16 protein-coding genes and 1 pseudogene are annotated in these 18,015 nt (G+C 44.7%); 15 read left to right on the top strand and 2 right to left on the bottom strand.

The window, feature by feature from the left end:
- Positions 1-367 precede the first annotated feature (367 nt).
- Positions 368-1,384, top strand: a complete 1,017-nt coding sequence (locus BB427_RS02740) for a TAXI family TRAP transporter solute-binding subunit (RefSeq protein ID WP_069018857.1) — start codon at positions 368-370, stop codon at positions 1,382-1,384.
- Between the two features lie 36 nt (positions 1,385-1,420).
- Positions 1,421-3,499 carry a TRAP transporter permease gene (locus BB427_RS02735; RefSeq protein WP_069018856.1) on the top strand — a complete coding sequence of 693 codons (2,079 nt, stop codon included), beginning with the start codon at positions 1,421-1,423 and terminating at the stop codon, positions 3,497-3,499.
- Between the two features lie 49 nt (positions 3,500-3,548).
- On the opposite strand, the gene plsB is transcribed toward BB427_RS02735, so the two are convergent.
- The gene (plsB, locus tag BB427_RS02730) at positions 3,549-5,975 is read right to left on the bottom strand and encodes a glycerol-3-phosphate 1-O-acyltransferase PlsB (RefSeq protein WP_069018855.1); all 2,427 of its coding nucleotides are present in this window, start codon (positions 5,973-5,975) and stop codon (positions 3,549-3,551) included.
- A 471-nt stretch (positions 5,976-6,446) separates the two neighbouring features.
- Between plsB and rpsJ the strand changes: the two genes are divergently transcribed.
- The 13 genes and pseudogenes from rpsJ (at position 6,447) to BB427_RS02665 (ending at position 17,272) form a co-directional block, all read left to right on the top strand.
- Positions 6,447-6,758 carry a 30S ribosomal protein S10 gene (gene rpsJ / locus BB427_RS02725; RefSeq protein ID WP_010376390.1) on the top strand — a complete coding sequence of 104 codons (312 nt, stop codon included), beginning with the start codon at positions 6,447-6,449 and terminating at the stop codon, positions 6,756-6,758.
- 27 nt (positions 6,759-6,785) lie between these two features.
- Complete coding sequence (gene rplC, locus BB427_RS02720; RefSeq protein ID WP_010376387.1) at positions 6,786-7,421, top strand: 50S ribosomal protein L3; 636 nt, start codon at positions 6,786-6,788, stop codon at positions 7,419-7,421.
- 17 nt (positions 7,422-7,438) lie between these two features.
- The gene (gene rplD, locus BB427_RS02715) at positions 7,439-8,041 is read left to right on the top strand and encodes a 50S ribosomal protein L4 (RefSeq protein ID WP_010376385.1); all 603 of its coding nucleotides are present in this window, start codon (positions 7,439-7,441) and stop codon (positions 8,039-8,041) included.
- Positions 8,038-8,340, top strand: a complete 303-nt coding sequence (gene rplW, locus BB427_RS02710; protein WP_010376382.1) for a 50S ribosomal protein L23 — start codon at positions 8,038-8,040, stop codon at positions 8,338-8,340. The genes rplD and rplW overlap by 4 nt, the downstream gene beginning before the upstream one ends.
- Before the next feature lie 17 nt (positions 8,341-8,357).
- Complete coding sequence (gene rplB / locus BB427_RS02705) at positions 8,358-9,182, top strand: 50S ribosomal protein L2 (protein WP_010607737.1); 825 nt, start codon at positions 8,358-8,360, stop codon at positions 9,180-9,182.
- Between the two features lie 16 nt (positions 9,183-9,198).
- Positions 9,199-9,477, top strand: a complete 279-nt coding sequence (rpsS, locus tag BB427_RS02700) for a 30S ribosomal protein S19 (protein WP_010376377.1) — start codon at positions 9,199-9,201, stop codon at positions 9,475-9,477.
- A 12-nt stretch (positions 9,478-9,489) separates the two neighbouring features.
- Entirely contained in the window at positions 9,490-9,822 is a 333-nt protein-coding gene (rplV, locus tag BB427_RS02695) for a 50S ribosomal protein L22 (protein ID WP_010376375.1), read from the top strand.
- 12 nt (positions 9,823-9,834) lie between these two features.
- Positions 9,835-10,536: a 30S ribosomal protein S3 gene (gene rpsC / locus BB427_RS02690; RefSeq protein WP_010376374.1), complete on the top strand. Its 702-nt coding sequence runs from the start codon at positions 9,835-9,837 to the stop codon at positions 10,534-10,536.
- 13 nt (positions 10,537-10,549) lie between these two features.
- A complete protein-coding gene (gene rplP / locus BB427_RS02685; protein WP_010376373.1) occupies positions 10,550-10,963 on the top strand; it encodes a 50S ribosomal protein L16 in 414 nt (137 codons plus the stop codon).
- Positions 10,963-11,154 carry a 50S ribosomal protein L29 gene (rpmC, locus tag BB427_RS02680; RefSeq protein WP_010376372.1) on the top strand — a complete coding sequence of 64 codons (192 nt, stop codon included), beginning with the start codon at positions 10,963-10,965 and terminating at the stop codon, positions 11,152-11,154. Before rplP ends, rpmC begins: the two co-directional genes overlap by 1 nt.
- Positions 11,154-11,412 (top strand): annotated as a pseudogene (gene rpsQ, locus BB427_RS02675) (30S ribosomal protein S17). The gene rpmC and the pseudogene rpsQ overlap by 1 nt, the downstream one beginning before the upstream one ends.
- 361 nt (positions 11,413-11,773) lie before the next feature.
- Positions 11,774-13,726: a methyl-accepting chemotaxis protein gene (locus BB427_RS02670; RefSeq protein ID WP_069018860.1), complete on the top strand. Its 1,953-nt coding sequence runs from the start codon at positions 11,774-11,776 to the stop codon at positions 13,724-13,726.
- Between the two features lie 87 nt (positions 13,727-13,813).
- Complete coding sequence (locus tag BB427_RS02665) at positions 13,814-17,272, top strand: PAS domain-containing hybrid sensor histidine kinase/response regulator (protein WP_069018853.1); 3,459 nt, start codon at positions 13,814-13,816, stop codon at positions 17,270-17,272.
- Positions 17,273-17,283: 11 nt separating this feature from the next.
- Here the strand turns inward: BB427_RS02665 and BB427_RS02660 are convergent, their stop codons facing one another.
- The gene (locus BB427_RS02660) at positions 17,284-17,949 is read right to left on the bottom strand and encodes a response regulator transcription factor (protein ID WP_069018852.1); all 666 of its coding nucleotides are present in this window, start codon (positions 17,947-17,949) and stop codon (positions 17,284-17,286) included.
- Between the last annotated feature and the right edge of the window lie 66 nt (positions 17,950-18,015).

Genomic DNA, 18,015 nt, shown 5'->3' with positions numbered 1-18,015 from the left:
GTGGCCGTACAGTAGGTGCTGGTGTTGTAGCAACAATCGAAGAGTAATCTGTAGATTGTCGTAACACACATAAAAAGGTCGCTTTAGCGGCCTTTTTTAATACCCTGTAGCAGCGATTTTATATCGCGACAAAGGAAAGGGGATCATTCTTCAATAAAAGCCTCATTTTTGTCGTTGTGATGGTTATAACGAACAATCCGATAATGTTCTTATATTTGCTTTCGACAGCTTAAAATCCATATTCTCACCATTTAATCTTTCTATTCTATATGCTGATATCCTGCCACCAGTCACGTAAAAATTTGGTTAATTACGTAAAGGTGTGCACAATAAGCCCATATAAAACCTAAAATTAGGGAGTGTAAAGATGTTAGGTCTTTTGGCTCGAACAATTTCTGCTGTGCTCAGTATCACAATGTCACTATGTACTTTTGCAAGCTTTGCCAATGTAGATAAGGACAGATCCTATATTTTGGCGACAGCCTCATCTGGTGGCACTTTTTACCCAGTAGGTGTCGCGATTGCGACACTAACTAAGCTAAAAGTCACGCCGCAGCACGGTATGAGTGTGTCGGCCATTACCTCTGCCGGTTCTGGTGATAACCTCAAACTCATGCGTAATAAAGAAGCTGAGCTGGCTATTCTACAGGGTCTTTACGGTGCGTGGGCGACGCAGGGGACGGGGGCAATGGCACCCGTTGGCAAACAAGATTATCTGCGTTCTGTGACTATGCTGTGGCAAAACGTAGAGCACTTTGTCATTGCTAAGAAGTATGCCAAAACAGGCAACGTCTCAGATTTGAAAAACCTATATTCACAAGGGTTTGGTATTGGTAAGCGTAACTCTGGAACGGAAGGTTCTGGGAAGCACATCATGGCTGCACTGGGCGTTGATAGTGACAAATTCACTTTGGTGCATAAAGGTTACGCGGGCTCTTCTAGCGCCCTACAAAATGGTCAGATTGCGGGAATGAATATTCCAGCAGGCGTACCTGTCAGCGCTATTACAAGTGCTTATGCAGCCGATGCCAATGGTATTACGGTGCTGGATTTTACTGATGAGCAGCTAAATAAAGTCAACGCTGAGGTAGAGTTATGGTCACGCTTCGAGATCCCAGCTAACACTTACCCCGGCCAAACTAACGCAATCAAAACGATTGCGCAGCCAAACTTTCTTGCTGCGCATAAAGACATGAGTGAGGAAGATGTATATCTACTCACCAAGGCAATTTATGAAAATTTAGTCTTTCTTCAAACCATCCATAAAGCGACTAAAGCCATGGCGATAGAAAAGGCACTCATGGGACTGCCTGCTAAGCTACATCCCGGCGCGCTGAAGTATTATAAAGAAATAGGTATTGCCGTACCTGCTCATCTGCAGTAACGCCGCCAACTAAGTAAAACGGGATAGTATCTATCAATGAGTAATAGTAGCAATGAGCAAAGCACATTAGCAGCACCAACTCGTGAGCGGATCGCTTTTTATTTAGCGATATTCACGAGTTTGTTGCACCTCTATTTTAACTTGGTCGCCACTTGGCCGGATAATTATATTTCAGCCATCCATTTCATGTTATTTGGTAGCATTATCTTACTCACCTTGCCACTTAGAGTTGGCAAATTGGCAGTGCTTTCTGGCGTTATTGATATCGGGCTGTTTATCGGTTTAATCGTGAGCTGTGGCTATCTTGTTCTGTACAGTGATGCGTTGGCTGCGCGTAATTATGAATTTGCTACGGCTGACTGGATAGCATCTTCCACCGCTGTACTCCTCGCGCTTGAGTTGGTCCGGCGCTGTATGGGCTGGTTTATCCCGATGATGATCCTACTGGCGATGAGTTATGTACTGTTTTTGGGACAGTATATCGATGGCGTGTTTCATTTTGCGGGTTTAAGCGCAGAAACTATTTTGTTTCGCAATTACTTTGATGACGGCTTGTTTGGACCTATTGCTAAAATTTCTTGGACGTTTGTCTTTATGTTTATCCTGTTTGGCGCATTTCTAGTCCAAGCAGGAACAGGGGATTTTATCATTCGCTTTGCCAATGCGCTTGTTGGTCGTATGGTTGGCGGACAAGGACTTGTTGCTGTCGTGAGCTCGGGTATGATGGGCTCAGTATCAGGCTCTGCTATCGCGAATACAGCGGCGACTGGGGTGATCACCATTCCATTAATGAAGAAAGCAGGCTTTCCTGCAAAGTTTGCGGCAGCAGTTGAAGCCGGAGCATCGACGGGAGGTCAGCTGATCCCGCCGATTATGGGGGCCGGTGTATTTGTGATGGCCTCTTATACTCAAATTCCTTATCTTACGATAATTGCGGCGGCCTTTGTTCCCGCTCTGCTTTATTTCGCATCTATCGCCATCTTTGTACGTATTCAAGCTAAGCGTTTGAATATCCAGCCAGCATTAGAATCAGAGCAATTGAGTGCTTGGCAAGAGCTGAAGTCCGGTTGGCATCATTTATTACCTATCGTGTTGCTCGTAACATTGATGATTTATGGCTTTACGCCAACTTATGCAGTCAGTATTGCGACGCTCAGTGTGTGTCTATTTTCTTTGTTTTCACATTCGCCGATGAAGTGGTCAAAGGTTTTGGCTGCGCTTGCAAATGCAACTGAAAACAGCGCTAAGACAGCAATATTATTGGTGGCCATTGGCATGCTGGTGAATTGTATTTCGATCAGCTCCTTAGGGGTTACTTTTTCTCTAATGATAAATGAATGGGCGGGAGCAAGCTTGATACTGTTGTTGGTATTGATTGCATTGGCCTCGCTAATTATCGGTATGGGACTGCCTGTTACGGCATCATATATTGTGTTGGCAACGCTTTCTGCACCTGCTTTGTATGGCTTGATCAGCCAGTCAGCACTGGTAGAGATCATAGTAAATGGTCAACTCAATGACACTGCGACGATGATGATGAGTATGATGGCACCAGCGCTAGGAGAGATATACAACCAGCCAAATATTACAGCGGCTCAAGTGTTTACTATTTTGGCAAGCTTGCCGCCAGAGGCTATTGATATTATTCGCAGTAGCCAATTTGATGCCACGCATTTGGCCATGATGCTACTTTCTGCCCATATGATTATTTTTTGGTTATCGCAAGATAGCAATGTGACACCGCCGGTATGCTTGGTCGCTTTTACCGCCGCGGGAATTGCCAAAACACCGCCGATGGCAACAGGAATAGAAGCATGGAAAACGGCCAAAGCGCTATACATCGTTCCCTTACTGTTTGCTTATACGCCGTTTATCGGGGGGAGTAATTTCGAGATCATGCAGGTTTTTTTCACCGCGCTTGTGGGGATGTACGCTTTGGCAGCAGCGATATATGGCTATGCGGAGGCGAAGCTCAATAAACCTATCAGGATGGTGTCAGCGCTTTTAGGTATCGCTTTAGTTTGGCCACACCAAATAATCTCTGTAGATATAGCGGCAGCACTATGTGTTATTGCTGTTGTTACAAAGCAAGTAGTAGATAATCGTCTAACTTAAGCTTTGCTATGCACCATAAGTAGGCCCCCTAAACTGGGGCCTTATGATATTAGACGATATGCTGAATAGACTGATGTATTCGAGCAGGTAGCAGGGCTTTTAAGTACTGCTCTAAAGTATGCAGTGATTCTGTGCCGCGAATGCCCGCGGCTTCATCTTGTTCTATAAAGCCTTGCTCTTTTAGACTAGTGACAAATGCACTGAGCACTTTTTTGTCAAAAAACTCTGGGCTTTTGATACCATGCAAAGTTCCTAGTCGGTCGGCAAGAAGTGCACTTTCTTTTTCAAGCTCGCTACGACTTAATCCTTGATGACGCTTAACCAGGTTAATCGTGATTGCATAGCGTTCAAGCGTTAAGTGGATCACTTTACCTAGCATTTCTAATTGTGCCAACGCGCTACCATCTTTGTTAACCGAGGCTAGGTGACCATCAAAGGTGATTAGACCCTTAGCCGCAAAGTATTCAAAAATAGACTCTATATATCCTGTCTTAAGGTCTGTTAAGAACCACTCTTTTGCAAACAAGGGATACAACAGCGCTACTTCATTACGACACTCATCAACAGTCAAGCTGTAGCGATTGAAGAGCTGCTGAGCGATTAAGCTTGGTACGGCAAACAGGTGCAGAATATTGTTACGGTAATAGTTAAGCAGAGCGCGTTCTTTTTCCTTAACACTAATGATGCTGCCGAAACTGTCTTCAATAATATCGAACTTATCAAGCTTAAGTGCATGATCGAGTAAGCCCTCAGAGCTCGAATCTGGCACCGTCGCATTGTCGTGATAAGGTGCATGTCTGTGTAGTCCAAGATACAAATCGAGCTGTTGTAGCAGTTGTGATTTAGGCAATGCAAATTGCTCGTTACTCAGCAAAATTGTCGCAAGCAAATTAACTGAGTTCAGTGCTGCTGAGTTATTTATCTCAGTCATGATGACATCAGCGAGATCGGCAACTTGCTTGTTCAGCCAAGCTGGCTTTTGAGTTTCGGTGGGGTGGATAGAATCACGCCAATCTGGTTGATGCTCATTTAAAAATTGGTTGACTGATATCGGATCGCCAAAATTTAAATACCCTCTACCATAGTTTTTAAGGTTCTTAATCGCCTTAAAAATACCAAAGATAGACTCATTTTTCTTACTGTTGCCAGCCAGCTCTTTGAGGTAGGTGTTGATCTCCATAACATGTTCGTAGCCGAGATAAACGGGCACTAGTGAGATAGGTCTGTCTATACCACGCAACATAGATTGCAGTGTCATTGCCAGCATCCCCGTTTTTGGTGGTAGTAGACGACCGGTACGACTACGGCCGCCTTCGGTATAAAACTTAACGGAATACCCTTTGATAAATAACTGACTTAAATATTCCTTGAATACCGCGGAATAGAGTTTGTTACCCGAAAAAGAACGGCGAATAAAGAAGGCACCACTACGACGGAAAATCGGTCCCGCAGGGAAAAAGTTGAGATTAACGCCAGCTGCGATATGCGGTGGTACTAAACCCTGATGGTAAATCACATAAGTTAGAAGCAAGTAATCCATATGGCTACGATGACATGGCACGTAAATTATCTCGTGTCCTTTGTCCGCAAGTGCTTGTACTTTGTCTGAGTTATTAACTTCAATACCATTATAAAGCTTGTTCCACAGCCAAGTGAGGGCCCGGTCAGCTACACGTACCATGGCGTCTGAATAGTTCGCGGCTATTTCGTCTAATAATCTAAGTGCTTGTAACCTTGCTTCTTCCTGACTTAGACCTTTTGCCTTTGCTTCGTCTGTAATGGCCTTTTTAATGCTTTGCGATGCTAAGATAGAATTAAATAGCTGCTCACGTGATGGCAGTTTGGGGCCGGTAGCAGCCAATTTTTGACGACGGAAATGCACACGTGCAACGCGCAGCAGCTTATGTGGCAGCTCCTCAACGTCTGCTTTATCGTTTAACAATTGGTTGAGTTCAATCGGGCGGGAAAATCGAACAAAGTTATCCCTGCCTGAAAACAAGATCACAAAGCATTTGCGTAGCCAGCTCGGTGTTAATGAGTTGGATAATAAGGTTCCCACACCAGGCTTTTCTTTGCCTGGATTACGACCCCACAATATGGTGACCGGAATAACCTGCGCATCGGTATTGTCATCATCTTTTAGCGCTTCAAAAATCGCTTTGCTATGTTCAAGTGCATCACTTGGTTTATGACTATTACCAAAGACACTTGGCGGAGTCTGGATCCCAACAAAACGATTGAGCTCTTTATTGCCAATTCGCGCTTTTTGAGACGGCCTTGGTAAACCAAGCTTTTTACACATAACGTCTAGCGCGACCATGTCTGATACCGAGTCGAGTCTCGCTACATAAAATGTGGGAATGCTGGGATCTAGCTCGTAATCCTCGATGGGATGCTCTGGCAATACTTTACTTTTAACAAAAAGCCAGTTGCTACAGCGAGCGATGGTTGTAAGCAAATAAGAAAAAATCTGCATGGGAATACCGAACAATTATCATTAGCCATAGAATACCAAGATTTAACTGGACTGACCATTTACAAAGGCGTCATCCATGTTTTCTTGTCGCAATATTTCACTATGGAAGACTAACAGAAGCGAACGCTTGAGTAGAGTGAATTTTGTTCTATGTGCTTTGTGTGAGTGAAATATTATGTATGTTCAATGTGCTTTATCTGCGCGACAGCGCCTACGGATCCGAGCGATAAAATTACTTTGTATTAGTTGTTGCATTTATCACCAATATCACTATAATATGCAGACTTTCTTGACCATAGCGTCTAGGAAAGTAAATGAAAGGTCTGGATTTCAGGCCCTATGAACAGGAACTCCAATTGTGAGTTCAACGGTAGAAATAAATTTACAACCGACTTCTCAGGAATAATTGAGTTAGTCTCGGTCGTTTTTTTATGCTCTTTTTAAATGCTCTTTTTATTTTGAGGTTTAAGAATGTCAAATCAACGCATTCGTATTCGCCTAAAAGCTTTTGACCACCGTTTGATTGACCAATCAACGGCGGAAATCGTGGAAACAGCGAAGCGCACTGGTGCACAGGTTCGTGGTCCAATCCCACTACCTACGCGCAAAGAACGTTTCACAGTATTGATCTCTCCGCACGTAAACAAAGACGCGCGTGATCAGTATGAAATCCGCACCCACAAACGTCTGATCGACATCGTAGAACCAACTGACAAGACTGTAGACGCTCTAATGCGCCTAGACCTTGCTGCTGGTGTTGATGTTCAAATCAGCCTGGGTTAATCGGAAGATTAGAGAGGTTTTAGGAAAATGGCATTAGGTCTAGTCGGTCGTAAAGTGGGTATGACACGTATCTTCACTGAAGATGGTGTATCTATCCCTGTGACAGTTATCGAAGCGACTCCTAACCGTGTTACGCAGATCAAATCTGACGCAACTGACGGTTATAACGCGCTTCAAGTTACTGCAGGCGAGAAAAAAGCAAGCCGTGTAAACAAACCAGCAGCGGGTCACTTCGCTAAAGCTGGCGTTGAAGCGGGTCGCGGCCTGTGGGAATTCCGTCTTAACGGCGGTGAAGGTGAATTTGAAGTAGGTTCAGAGCTAACTGTTGAACTTTTCACTGAAGTGAAAAAAGTAGACGTTACTGGTACTTCAAAAGGTAAAGGTTTCCAAGGTGGTGTTAAGCGCTGGAACTTCAGCATGCAAGACGCAACTCACGGTAACTCTCTATCTCACCGTGCTCCTGGTTCAATCGGTCAAAACCAGTCTCCTGGTAAAGTTTTCAAAGGTAAGAAAATGGCCGGTCAAATGGGTAATGTTCGTTCAACGACACAGAACCTTGAACTAGTACGTGTTGACGCAGAGCGTAACTTGCTTTTAGTTAAAGGTGCAGTACCTGGCGCTATCGGCGGTGACGTTATCGTTAAACCAGCTGTTAAAGCATAAGTCCTGGAGATTTAGTGATGGAATTAGCAATTAAAGGCGCTGGCGCGCTTGAAGTTTCCGAAGCTACTTTTGGACGTGAGTTTAACGAAGCATTGGTACACCAAGTAGTTGTTGCTTATGCAGCAGGTGCTCGCCAAGGTACTCGTGCTCAATTGACACGTTCTGAAGTACGCGGTGGTGGTAAGAAACCATTCCGCCAAAAAGGTACTGGCCGTGCACGTGCTGGTACAATCCGCAGCCCAATCTGGCGCAGCGGTGGTGTGAGCTTTGCAGCTAAGCCGCAAGATCACAGCCAAAAAGTTAACCGTAAAATGTATCGCGGTGCGATCAAGAGCATTCTTTCTGAGCTTGTTCGTCAAGATCGTCTAGTAGTTGTTGAAAACTTTGGTCTAGAAGCACCAAAGACTAAAGAACTAGTAGCTAAGCTTAAAGAACTTGAGCTTAAAGACGTACTAATCGTGACTGAAGAAGTAGATGAGAATCTATTCCTTTCTGCACGTAACCTGTACAAGGTTGACACGCGTGACGTAGCTGGCATCGACCCAGTAAGCCTAATCGCTTTCGATAAGGTTCTGATTACTGCTGCTGCTGTTAAGCAACTTGAGGAGGCGCTAGCATGATCCGTGAAGAACGTCTTTTAAAAGTAATCCTTGCTCCACACATCTCTGAGAAGAGCACTGTATCTGCTGAAGAAAACAACACTATCGTTTTCAAAGTAGCTAAAGATGCAACTAAAGCTGAAGTTAAAGCAGCTGTAGAAAAGCTTTTCGAAGTAGAAGTAACTGGTGTTCGCACTCTAAATGTTAAGGGTAAGACAAAGCGTACTGGTATGCGTTTTGGCCGTCGTAGCGATTGGAAAAAAGCATACGTTACTCTTAAAGAAGGTAGCGAGCTAGACTTTGTCGGCGGCGCCGAGTAATAAGGGGAGTTAGAATTATGGCACTTCAAAAGTGTAAACCAACTTCTGCGGGTCGTCGTCACGTCGTTAAAGTGGTTAACCCTGATCTACACAAGGGTAAGCCTTACGCTCCGCTATTAGAGAAAAACTCTAAATCAGGTGGTCGTAACAACAACGGTCGTATCACGGTTCGTCACATCGGTGGTGGTCATAAGCAACACTACCGTGTAATCGACTTTACACGCACAAAAGATGGCATTCCAGCTAAAGTTGAGCGTCTAGAGTACGATCCAAACCGTAGCGCAAACATCGCTCTTGTATTATATGCAGACGGTGAGCGTCGTTACATTATTGCACCTAAGGGTCTTAAAGCAGGTGATGCAATCCAATCTGGTGTTGATGCACCAATCAAGGTTGGTAACACACTACCTATGCGTAATATCCCTGTAGGTTCTACTGTACACAACGTTGAACTTAAACCTGGCAAAGGTGCACAAATTGCACGTTCTGCTGGTGCTTACGTACAGATCCTTGCTCGTGAAGGTCAATACGTAACACTACGTCTTCGCTCTGGCGAAGTTCGTAAGGTTGAGTCTGATTGTCGTGCGACTCTTGGCGAAGTAGGTAACGCAGAACACATGCTACGTTCACTAGGTAAAGCTGGTGCAAATCGTTGGCGTGGTATCCGTCCTACAGTTCGTGGTGTTGCCATGAACCCGATTGACCACCCACACGGTGGTGGTGAAGGTCGTACTTCTGGTGGTCGTCACCCTGTATCTCCATGGGGCGTACCTACTAAAGGTTACAAGACTCGTAAGAACAAGCGTACTGATAAGTTTATCGTACGTCGTCGTACTAAATAATAGTTGAGGAATTGCCATGCCACGTTCTCTCAAGAAAGGTCCATTTATTGACCTACACTTGCTGAAGAAGGTAGAGAAAGCGTTGGAAAGCGGTGACAAGAAGCCAATTAAAACTTGGAGCCGTCGTTCAATGATCATACCTAACATGATCGGATTGACCATCGCTGTCCATAATGGTCGTCAGCACGTTCCTGTGTTCATCACAGACGAAATGATCGGTCACAAACTGGGTGAATTTGCACCTACACGTACTTACCGCGGTCACGCTGCGGATAAGAAAGCTAAGAAGCGTTAATCGGAGGGTATGATGGAAGCATTAGCTAAACACAAATTCGCCTCTGGTTCGGCGCAGAAAGCACGTCTAGTGGCAGATCAGATCCGTGGACTTCCGGTTGATCGCGCGCTAGAAATCCTGGCGTACAGCCCGAAGAAAGCGGCTGTATTAGTTAAGAAAGTACTTGAGTCTGCTATCGCGAACGCGGAGCACAACGAAGGTGCTGACATTGATGAGCTTAAAGTGGCTAAAGTATTTGTAGACGAAGGTCCTACAATGAAACGTATTATGCCACGTGCTAAAGGACGCGCAGACCGCATCCTTAAGCGTACAAGCCACATCACTGTTGTGGTATCGGATAGCTAGGAGATATAAGTAATGGGACAAAAAGTTCATCCTACTGGTATTCGCCTAGGTATCTCAAAGCCTTGGGTATCTACTTGGTACGCGAATACAAAAGATTTCTCTGAACAGCTTTTTGGCGATCACAAAGTACGTCAATACCTTACTAAGGAATTGAAAAGTGCTTCTGTAGCTAAGATCGTTATCGAGCGTCCAGCTAAATCAATCCGTGTAACAATTCACACAGCTCGTCCTGGTGTTGTTATCGGTAAAAAAGGTGAAGATGTTGAAAAGCTTCGCCAAGCTGTAACTAAGCTTGCTGGTGTACCTGCGCAAATCAACATCGCAGAAGTACGTAAGCCAGAGCTAGATGCACAGTTAGTTGCTGACGGTATCTCTTCTCAGCTAGAGCGTCGTGTTATGTTCCGTCGTGCTATGAAGCGCGCAGTACAAAACGCAATGCGCCTAGGTGCTAAGGGTATCAAAGTTGAAGTAAGCGGCCGTCTAGGCGGTGCTGAAATCGCACGTTCTGAGTGGTACCGTGAAGGTCGTGTACCTCTACACACTCTACGTGCTGATATCGACTACGCAACTTCAGAAGCTTTGACCACTTACGGTATCATCGGTGTTAAGGTTTGGATCTTCAAAGGCGAAGTAATTGGTGGTCTTCCACTAGTTCAAGAGCAAGAGAAGCCAGCTAAACGTGCGCCGAAGAAAGCTAAAAAAAGTGCTAAGTAAGAGGTAGCGACTAATGTTACAGCCAAAACGTACAAAATTCCGTAAGGTACACAAAGGCCGCAACCGTGGTCTGGCTACCAGCGGTAACAAAGTTAGCTTCGGTTCTTTCGGCTTGAAAGCGACTGGCCGTGGCCGTATGACTGCTCGTCAAATCGAAGCAGCTCGTCGTGCTATGACACGTCACGTCAAGCGTCAAGGTAAAATCTGGATCCGTGTATTCCCAGATAAGCCAATTACAGAGAAACCGCTTGAAGTTCGTATGGGTAAAGGTAAAGGTTCTGTTGAATACTGGGTTGCTGAAATTCAGCCTGGTAAAGTACTTTACGAGATGGAAGGTGTTTCAGAAGAGCTTGCTCGCGAAGCATTCGACCTAGCTGCTCGTAAATTACCTTTCAAAACAACATTTGTAACTCGGACGGTAATGTAATGAAAGCTAGCGAACTTAAAGACAAAAGCGTAGAAGAGCTAAATGCTGAACTTCTAGAGCTTCTTCGTGAGCAGTTCAACCTGCGCATGCAAGCGAGCACTGGTCAGCTAGCTCAAACTCACGAGCTTAAGAAAGTACGTCGCAATATTGCGCGTGTGAAAACGGTTATCAACCAGAAGGCAGGTGCATAATGAGCGATAAGATCCGTACTGTACAAGGTCGTGTAGTTAGCGACAAAATGGACAAGTCAATCGTTGTTGCTATCGAGCGTCAGGTTAAACACCCGATCTACGGTAAGTTCATCAAGCGTACAACTAAGTTGCACGCACACGATGAAAACAACACAGCTACTCACAGGTGACGTCGTGACTATTCGCGAATGTGCGCCAATCTCTAAGAAAAAATCTTGGACGCTAGTTGACGTGATTGAACGTCCTAAGAAAGCTTAATTTTAGTTTTTAACTAAATTAGACTTTTATAAAGCCCCGGCATCTGCTGGGGCTTTTGCGTTTCTGGATGTATGTTTGAGCGCAACGAAGATGGTTGGTTATTACCTCTATATACTTATTTGTTCCAGAGTAGATAGCTTTATCGCAGTGCTGGACGTAATACGCCGCTCCTTATTCAACAAGCCAATCATAAATATGGAGCATTAAAGGTCGTTACTTTACTTTGTTCGATTTTTAATCGGTACATTTCTTTACTAAATCAAAAAACACGACAATGATTATTGTATTAAACACAAGCTAATAGTTTTGGCATCTGTGAATGCTGATGGGCTTATCTATAAATACAATGTCAGGTGCTTTTATGCTTTCTAAGTTAAGGTTAAGCCAACAATTATCTACTTCATTTGGAGTAATGATTGTACTTATGGTTGCACTCTCTAGCGTCGCTTATATTGGATTGAATGGCGGTTATAGTAATTTTGTTGAGTATCGCTCTTTGGCAAGAGCGAGCAATCTAGCAAGTACATTGGAAGCGAACTTGCTCTCACTTAGGATCAATGTGCTGAATTATTTGAAGCAGCAATCAAAAGACGATATTGAACAATTTGAACAGAAAGTGAAGCTTTTACATGATGCATTAGCAGAAGCCAAGGAGGCCCTTAATCAAAAAGAAAGCAAGCAGCTTATTGGAAAAAGTGAAACAGCTTTGGTTACATATGAAACTGCTTTTAGGGAGATTATGGCACTTTATGGTCGTAGAAATACTGTGGTTCATGACGGGCTGGATAAAATAGGCCCTCAAATGCGCAAGAATATTTCGCAATTAATAGAATCTAGCATTGATATGAGTGACTTTGAAGGACTTGCGGCTGCTACACATATGCAGGAAAAGCTGCTGCTAGGGAGACTTTTCGTAACGAAATTCTTAGTGAGTAACCAGTTAGATGACTACAACAGAGCCATGGATGAACTAAAGCAAGAGAAGATGTTTCTAACTCAGTCTAAGTCTAGGTTTATGAATGAAAATGCAAAAAATTTACTGTTTGATATAGAACAATCAGGAGAACGCTACTTAGATGGAGTGAGAGAAGTACAAGATATTATCACAGAGAGAAATCGACTGATTACCGAAGTACTAAATATTAATGGTCAAAATATCGCAGAGCATTTGGCACGTGTGAAAGAATCGATCAAGGAAAGGCAGGATGAATTAGGTCCCATAGCTCAAAGTGAGAGTAGGAAGACAGTAACAATTATTATTGCAGTATCTGTTGTGGTGATTTTGTTAGGCTGCTTTTTAAGTTGGTATATCACACGACTAATCAAGACCCCTATTGGTGGGGAGCCAAAAGAAATCGCGGAAGTGGCATCAAGGATAGCCAGTGGCGACCTCACAATACAGTTTGACAGGGGGGAATCGGTCAGCGGTATTTATTTGGCAATGCGTGATATGGCTGACAAACTAAAAGCCATCATTGCAGAAATCCAAAGCTCTACACATGCACTATCTTCCTCGTCGGAAACACTTAGTGCTATCACCTCCCAGTCTAAACAAGGGGCGGACAACCAAATGGAGCAACTCAGTCATAGTGCTGTTTCGATGAATGAAATGGCTGCTACGATTGCTGAGATAACCCAAAGTGCTCAACTCGCAGCGGATGCCGCGACCGATGCGGATTCTCAATCTAATTCAGGTGTTCAAGTTGTCGTTGCAACACAGCAAGCAATGGAAGGTCTAGTTGGTAAAATAGAAAATGTTAGCAAAACCATTGAGAATCTTGAACAAGAAACAGAGTCGGTAGGTTCTATTTTGGATGTTATTAGGGGTATAGCGGAGCAAACTAATCTGTTGGCGCTCAACGCAGCAATTGAAGCCGCAAGGGCTGGTGAACAAGGGCGTGGCTTTGCCGTAGTGGCAGATGAGGTGAGAAGCCTTGCGAGTCGCACCCAAAAGAGCACGGACGAAATTCAGGAGATGATCTCTAAGTTGCAAAATGAAGCGAAGCGCTCCGTTGGCATGATGCGAGATAACGTGAAAGACGCGAAAGATACAGCAGACAAATCAGCGAAAACGGATGAAGTGTTACAAGCGATTTCTTCCTCTGTGAGTACGATTAAAGATATGAACCTGCAAATAGCCAGTGCTTCTGAGGAGCAAAACACAGTTACACAGCAACTTTCGCAAAGTGTGACAGAAATCAGCGAAACCGCGCAGGAGACAGCAACCGGAGCCGAGCGAGCGTCAGATGAAGCGTTATCGCTGTTGTCGTTGTCCCGCGCACTAGATAAGTCGGTGAGCAGTTTTAGGTTATAAGTGGTGATACGCTGTAGCACTAAAGTGTGCTGTCTTTTTACTGTACAGCCGTTATGCTAGAGCAAACAATAAAAAATCATCACTGTTATGTTTTCTATCGGGCTAATCAGTCTTATTGCGCTGCTGTATTTAGCGCTTTTATTTACCATTGCATGGGGCGCAGATAGGGCGAGTACTAAATTTAGGTCTTATCGTGCCAAGCAAGTTACCTATGCCTTGTCACTTGGGGTGTATTGCACCTCTTGGGCGTTTTTTGGTACTACCGCGCAAGCTGCAAATAATGGCTGGTGGCTTGCTCCAACTTATGTTGGCACGATTTTACTGTTTATATTTGGTTGGCAAGTCTACACACGAATTGCTGAAATATGCCGCCAGCAGCAGCTCACTTCCATGGCGGACTTTATTGCCACGCGTTACGGTAATTCTTCTAGTTTGTCTGGACTCATTTCTCTGATCTCTGTTATTGCGGTCGTGCCCTATATTGCCCTTCAGCTTAATGCTACCAGCGCCAGTATCGGTATGCTAACAAGTGACACCCAGCGGGTGAGTGTCGCGTTTTGGCAGGATAGTACTTTTTATATCACCTTGCTGTTAGCTCTATTCGCAATTTTATTTGGCACACGTAGGCTGAGACCGAGTGAGCATAACCCAGGGTTGATGACTGCCATCGCCTTTGAGTCATTAGTTAAGTTGCTGGCGTTTATTGCCGTTGGTGTTTATGTCTGTTTTGTGCTCTTTGAGTCACCCTCTCACTTACTTAACCAGGCGGAACAGCAGGGAATTACCAAGCAAATAGAGGCAACCGCTAGCCCAACCTATGTTTATTTAGTCCATGTTCTTTTAGGGGCATTGGCAACGCTGTGTTTGCCGAGGCAGTTTCATACCTCTTTTATTGAATATGATGAACAAAACCAATTTAAGACCGCACGCTGGTTATTTCCCGTTTATTTGTTGCTGATTAATTTATTTATTTTGCCGATCGCCTATGCCGGGCTGGTGTATTTTAATGGTCAAGATGTTGGCTACGATACGTTTGTGCTTGCCTTACCACTGGGATCTGATGCGCCTGTAGTCGCTTTGATAGCCTTTTTAGGAGGGTTCTCTGCGGCGACGAGCATGGTGATAGTCTCAGCCATCGTGCTATCTATTATGATCACCAATGACTTTATCAATCAATTTTTGTTGCGCCGCTCGCAGTTAAATTCGAGCCATCGGGGCTTATCTAAGTTTAATCTGCTCAATGCTCGACGGATGGTCATTGTTGGCATTTTATTATTGAGTTACGCCAGTCATCGCGTGCTGGCTGAGGGCAACACGTTGGCCAATATGGGGCTCATGTCATTTGCCTTGGTTGCGCAGTTTGCGCCCGCGATGGTGGTTGGTTTATGGTGGCGTGGGGCTTCATGCTTAGGCGCGCAATTGGGGATTGTGACGGGGTTTGCTATTTGGTTTTACACACTGTTGTTACCGAGCCTCATTAGTGGCTTTAACTTCGAAAGTCACTGGTTGAGCGCGGGACCTTTGAATATCACATGGTTAGCACCTTTAGACTTTTTGGGTCTGGGGTTAGACAGTACTAGCCAGTCCGTCCTGATCTCTTTAAGTGCAAATTTGTTGGTTTATTTGCTGGTGCCGTTTATTTCATCTGCACGTCTTGCTGAGCGCTTACAAAGCAATAAATTTGTAATGCCGTCCAAATCTGCACAGTCCGCTAACACGGTGTTGAGTTACCAAGACTTGGCAACATTACTGCAGCGCTTTAGCGAGCAAGCGCGTGCGCAGCAGCTTGTAGAGCTTCATTTTCCTAAAGAGCCTGCAAACTGGAAACTGCCAGCGCCATTGCAAGTTGAAAATATGATCGAGCGGGAGATGTCGACGCTCGTCGGAGGGGCATCTGCGAAACTGATTTTAGATGTCGCCAAAGATGAAAAACGCCAACCTTTAGAGCAAGTTGCAGAATTTGTCGATGAAGCGTCACAGGTGCTACGTTTTAATCGCGACTTACTGCAGTCGACGATAGAGAACGTCAGTCAGGGGATAAGTGTAGTAGATAGCCAACTGCAATTGGTCGCTTGGAACCAGCGCTACGCAGAAATGTTTAATTATCCAGACAATGCGCTGTTTATTGGGCGTCCTGTGGCTGAGCTTATTCGTTACAATGCGCAGCGCGGACTGTTTGGTGATGCTGATGTCGAGCAGCAAGTAGAGAAGCGTCTATCACATTTACGACGAGGCAATGCGTATCGCTACCGCCGCGAGCATCACGATGGTCGAGTGTTTGAAATGCAAGGTAACCCATTGCCTGGAGGTGGATTTGTAACGACCTATACAGATATCACCGAGTTTGTAAAACAACAATCCTTACTAGAGCAAGTTAATGTCAATCTAGAAGAAACGGTTGCGGCAAGGACCAAAGAGTTGATAGACGCCAACCGTGCTTTATCTTCTGCGAAACGCCAAGCGGAACATGCAACGGAGAGTAAGACCCGTTTTTTCGCCGCAGCGAGTCATGATCTGTTACAGCCATTTAACGCAGCGAGCCTGTTTTGCTCATTGATGAGTGAAAAGGCCCAAGGGACCGACTTAGCTGAGCTTTCGCAAAGCATTAAAAGTTCATTGGCAAGTGCTGAAGAACTGTTGTCGAGCATTCTTGAACTCACAAAGTTAGAGGCTGGGGCGTTTAAGGTTAATCGCTCGCGCTTTGCATTGTCGTCACTGCTGGAACCATTGGAAAATGAATATGGGGCGGTTGCGAAAGACAAAGGATTAGCGTTTGCGGTGCGGGTTTGTGATGTCATGCTCTACACCGATAAAGCACTGCTAAAAAGGGTATTGGGAAACTTACTGAGTAACGCTATCCGTTACACTGAGTCTGGTACGGTAAGACTTATCGCTGAATGCCAGGGGGAGAGTGTTTCTATCATTGTTGAAGACACAGGAGTGGGTATTGCAAAGCAAGATCAGGACGCCATATTTCAAGAGTTCAAACAGCTTCACAGTAAAGAGCTCGCGCAGGGGTTAGGACTTGGACTTGCGATCAGCAAACGAATTTGCGAAGTGTTGGAAATTCCCATCACCCTTGGCTCACAACTTAATAAAGGCACACAATTTACCTTAACACTGCCAAGTTTTGGAATGCAGACGGATCAAAAGACCGAAGTAACCGCTGACAAGCCCAGCGGTGATTCGCAATTATCGGGTCTGTCTATTTGGTTGCTAGATAATGATGCCAACGCACTAAATGCATTATCTCAAGTATTACTAAGTTGGGGGTGCCAAGTAGCTGTGGCGCGAGATGAAGCAGAGCTTAGCGCGCTGCAAGCAACGAGTCGGGCAGATATGCTGATCGCGGATTATCAGCTTGATCATGGAATCACTGGTCTTGAGGTAATAGCAGCGCTTAAGCTTGATGATATGCCAATCATTATTAACACAGCTAACCATGACGAGGCCATCCGAGAGCGAGTGAGTGATGCAGGGATCCCATTACTCTATAAACCACTTAAAACACCAGCTCTAAAGCGCATGATTAAGCGATTGCTCTAGTCTTTTAGGGCTTAAGCATTCGCTTCATCGTCGAGATGTACATCCGTAGCCAGCTGATTAAAGAGGATCCCAGCTTGGGTGCGGTTATACACATTGAGCTTTTTTAAAATAGCTGAAACATGCTGTTTGATGGTGGTCTCTTGAATCGACATTGCATACGCAATCTGCTTGTTCAAAAGGCCATCGGCAATCATGGTTAATACTCGATATTGCTGGGGAGTTAGCTTTTCTAAATTACGTGCAAATTGTGCTTGTTCGCTGTCATTTTCAGGCGCAATATCCACGATTTCAGGTAACCAAGTTTCTCCTTCAATAACGAGCTTGATGGCATCACTGATCACCTCTAGTGAGGAAGACTTGGGAATATAAGCGCTTGCCCCGAGGGCAATGCATTGGCTAATAACGGCTGCCGATTCGTTGGCTGAAACCATGATCACTAATATGTCTGGATACTGATTTCTTAACCGGGCAAGACCTTCGAGACCTTTCGCGCCAGGAATAGATAAGTCCAAAAATACTAGCTCTGTTTCAGGATGCGCGAGCAACATCTCGAATAAGCTGTCTAAGGTACTGGCTTCTTTGATCGGGTCATGACCAATCGCTTGTGCAGCGGCTTGTTTGAGTGCGCTGCGAAATAATGGGTGGTCATCAGCGATGATTGCTTGCACCTGAGACATCCTTAACTAACTCCTAATATCCGTTGTTATAGGGTATTTCCAAAACTACATCAAGTGATTGAGGTA

The organism is Pseudoalteromonas sp. BMB (assembly GCF_001709235.1).
GTDB classification, from domain to species: domain Bacteria; phylum Pseudomonadota; class Gammaproteobacteria; order Enterobacterales; family Alteromonadaceae; genus Pseudoalteromonas; species Pseudoalteromonas maricaloris.
Note: the sequence above shows the minus strand (reverse complement) of the source record. Positions and strands in the feature narration are given on the sequence as shown.

What these genes read in the sequence shown, in the direction of transcription:
- BB427_RS02740 (WP_069018857.1), top strand. Translation starts at nt 368, where the DNA reads ATGTTAGGTCTTTTGGCTCGAACAATTTCTGCTGTGCTCAGTATCACA.
- BB427_RS02735 (WP_069018856.1), top strand. Translation starts at nt 1,421, where the DNA reads ATGAGTAATAGTAGCAATGAGCAAAGCACATTAGCAGCACCAACTCGT.
- plsB (WP_069018855.1), bottom strand. Translation starts at nt 5,975, where the DNA reads ATGCAGATTTTTTCTTATTTGCTTACAACCATCGCTCGCTGTAGCAAC.
- rpsJ (WP_010376390.1), top strand. Translation starts at nt 6,447, where the DNA reads ATGTCAAATCAACGCATTCGTATTCGCCTAAAAGCTTTTGACCACCGT.
- rplC (WP_010376387.1), top strand. Translation starts at nt 6,786, where the DNA reads ATGGCATTAGGTCTAGTCGGTCGTAAAGTGGGTATGACACGTATCTTC.
- rplD (WP_010376385.1), top strand. Translation starts at nt 7,439, where the DNA reads ATGGAATTAGCAATTAAAGGCGCTGGCGCGCTTGAAGTTTCCGAAGCT.
- rplW (WP_010376382.1), top strand. Translation starts at nt 8,038, where the DNA reads ATGATCCGTGAAGAACGTCTTTTAAAAGTAATCCTTGCTCCACACATC.
- rplB (WP_010607737.1), top strand. Translation starts at nt 8,358, where the DNA reads ATGGCACTTCAAAAGTGTAAACCAACTTCTGCGGGTCGTCGTCACGTC.
- rpsS (WP_010376377.1), top strand. Translation starts at nt 9,199, where the DNA reads ATGCCACGTTCTCTCAAGAAAGGTCCATTTATTGACCTACACTTGCTG.
- rplV (WP_010376375.1), top strand. Translation starts at nt 9,490, where the DNA reads ATGGAAGCATTAGCTAAACACAAATTCGCCTCTGGTTCGGCGCAGAAA.
- rpsC (WP_010376374.1), top strand. Translation starts at nt 9,835, where the DNA reads ATGGGACAAAAAGTTCATCCTACTGGTATTCGCCTAGGTATCTCAAAG.
- rplP (WP_010376373.1), top strand. Translation starts at nt 10,550, where the DNA reads ATGTTACAGCCAAAACGTACAAAATTCCGTAAGGTACACAAAGGCCGC.
- rpmC (WP_010376372.1), top strand. Translation starts at nt 10,963, where the DNA reads ATGAAAGCTAGCGAACTTAAAGACAAAAGCGTAGAAGAGCTAAATGCT.
- BB427_RS02670 (WP_069018860.1), top strand. Translation starts at nt 11,774, where the DNA reads ATGCTTTCTAAGTTAAGGTTAAGCCAACAATTATCTACTTCATTTGGA.
- BB427_RS02665 (WP_069018853.1), top strand. Translation starts at nt 13,814, where the DNA reads ATGTTTTCTATCGGGCTAATCAGTCTTATTGCGCTGCTGTATTTAGCG.
- BB427_RS02660 (WP_069018852.1), bottom strand. Translation starts at nt 17,949, where the DNA reads ATGTCTCAGGTGCAAGCAATCATCGCTGATGACCACCCATTATTTCGC.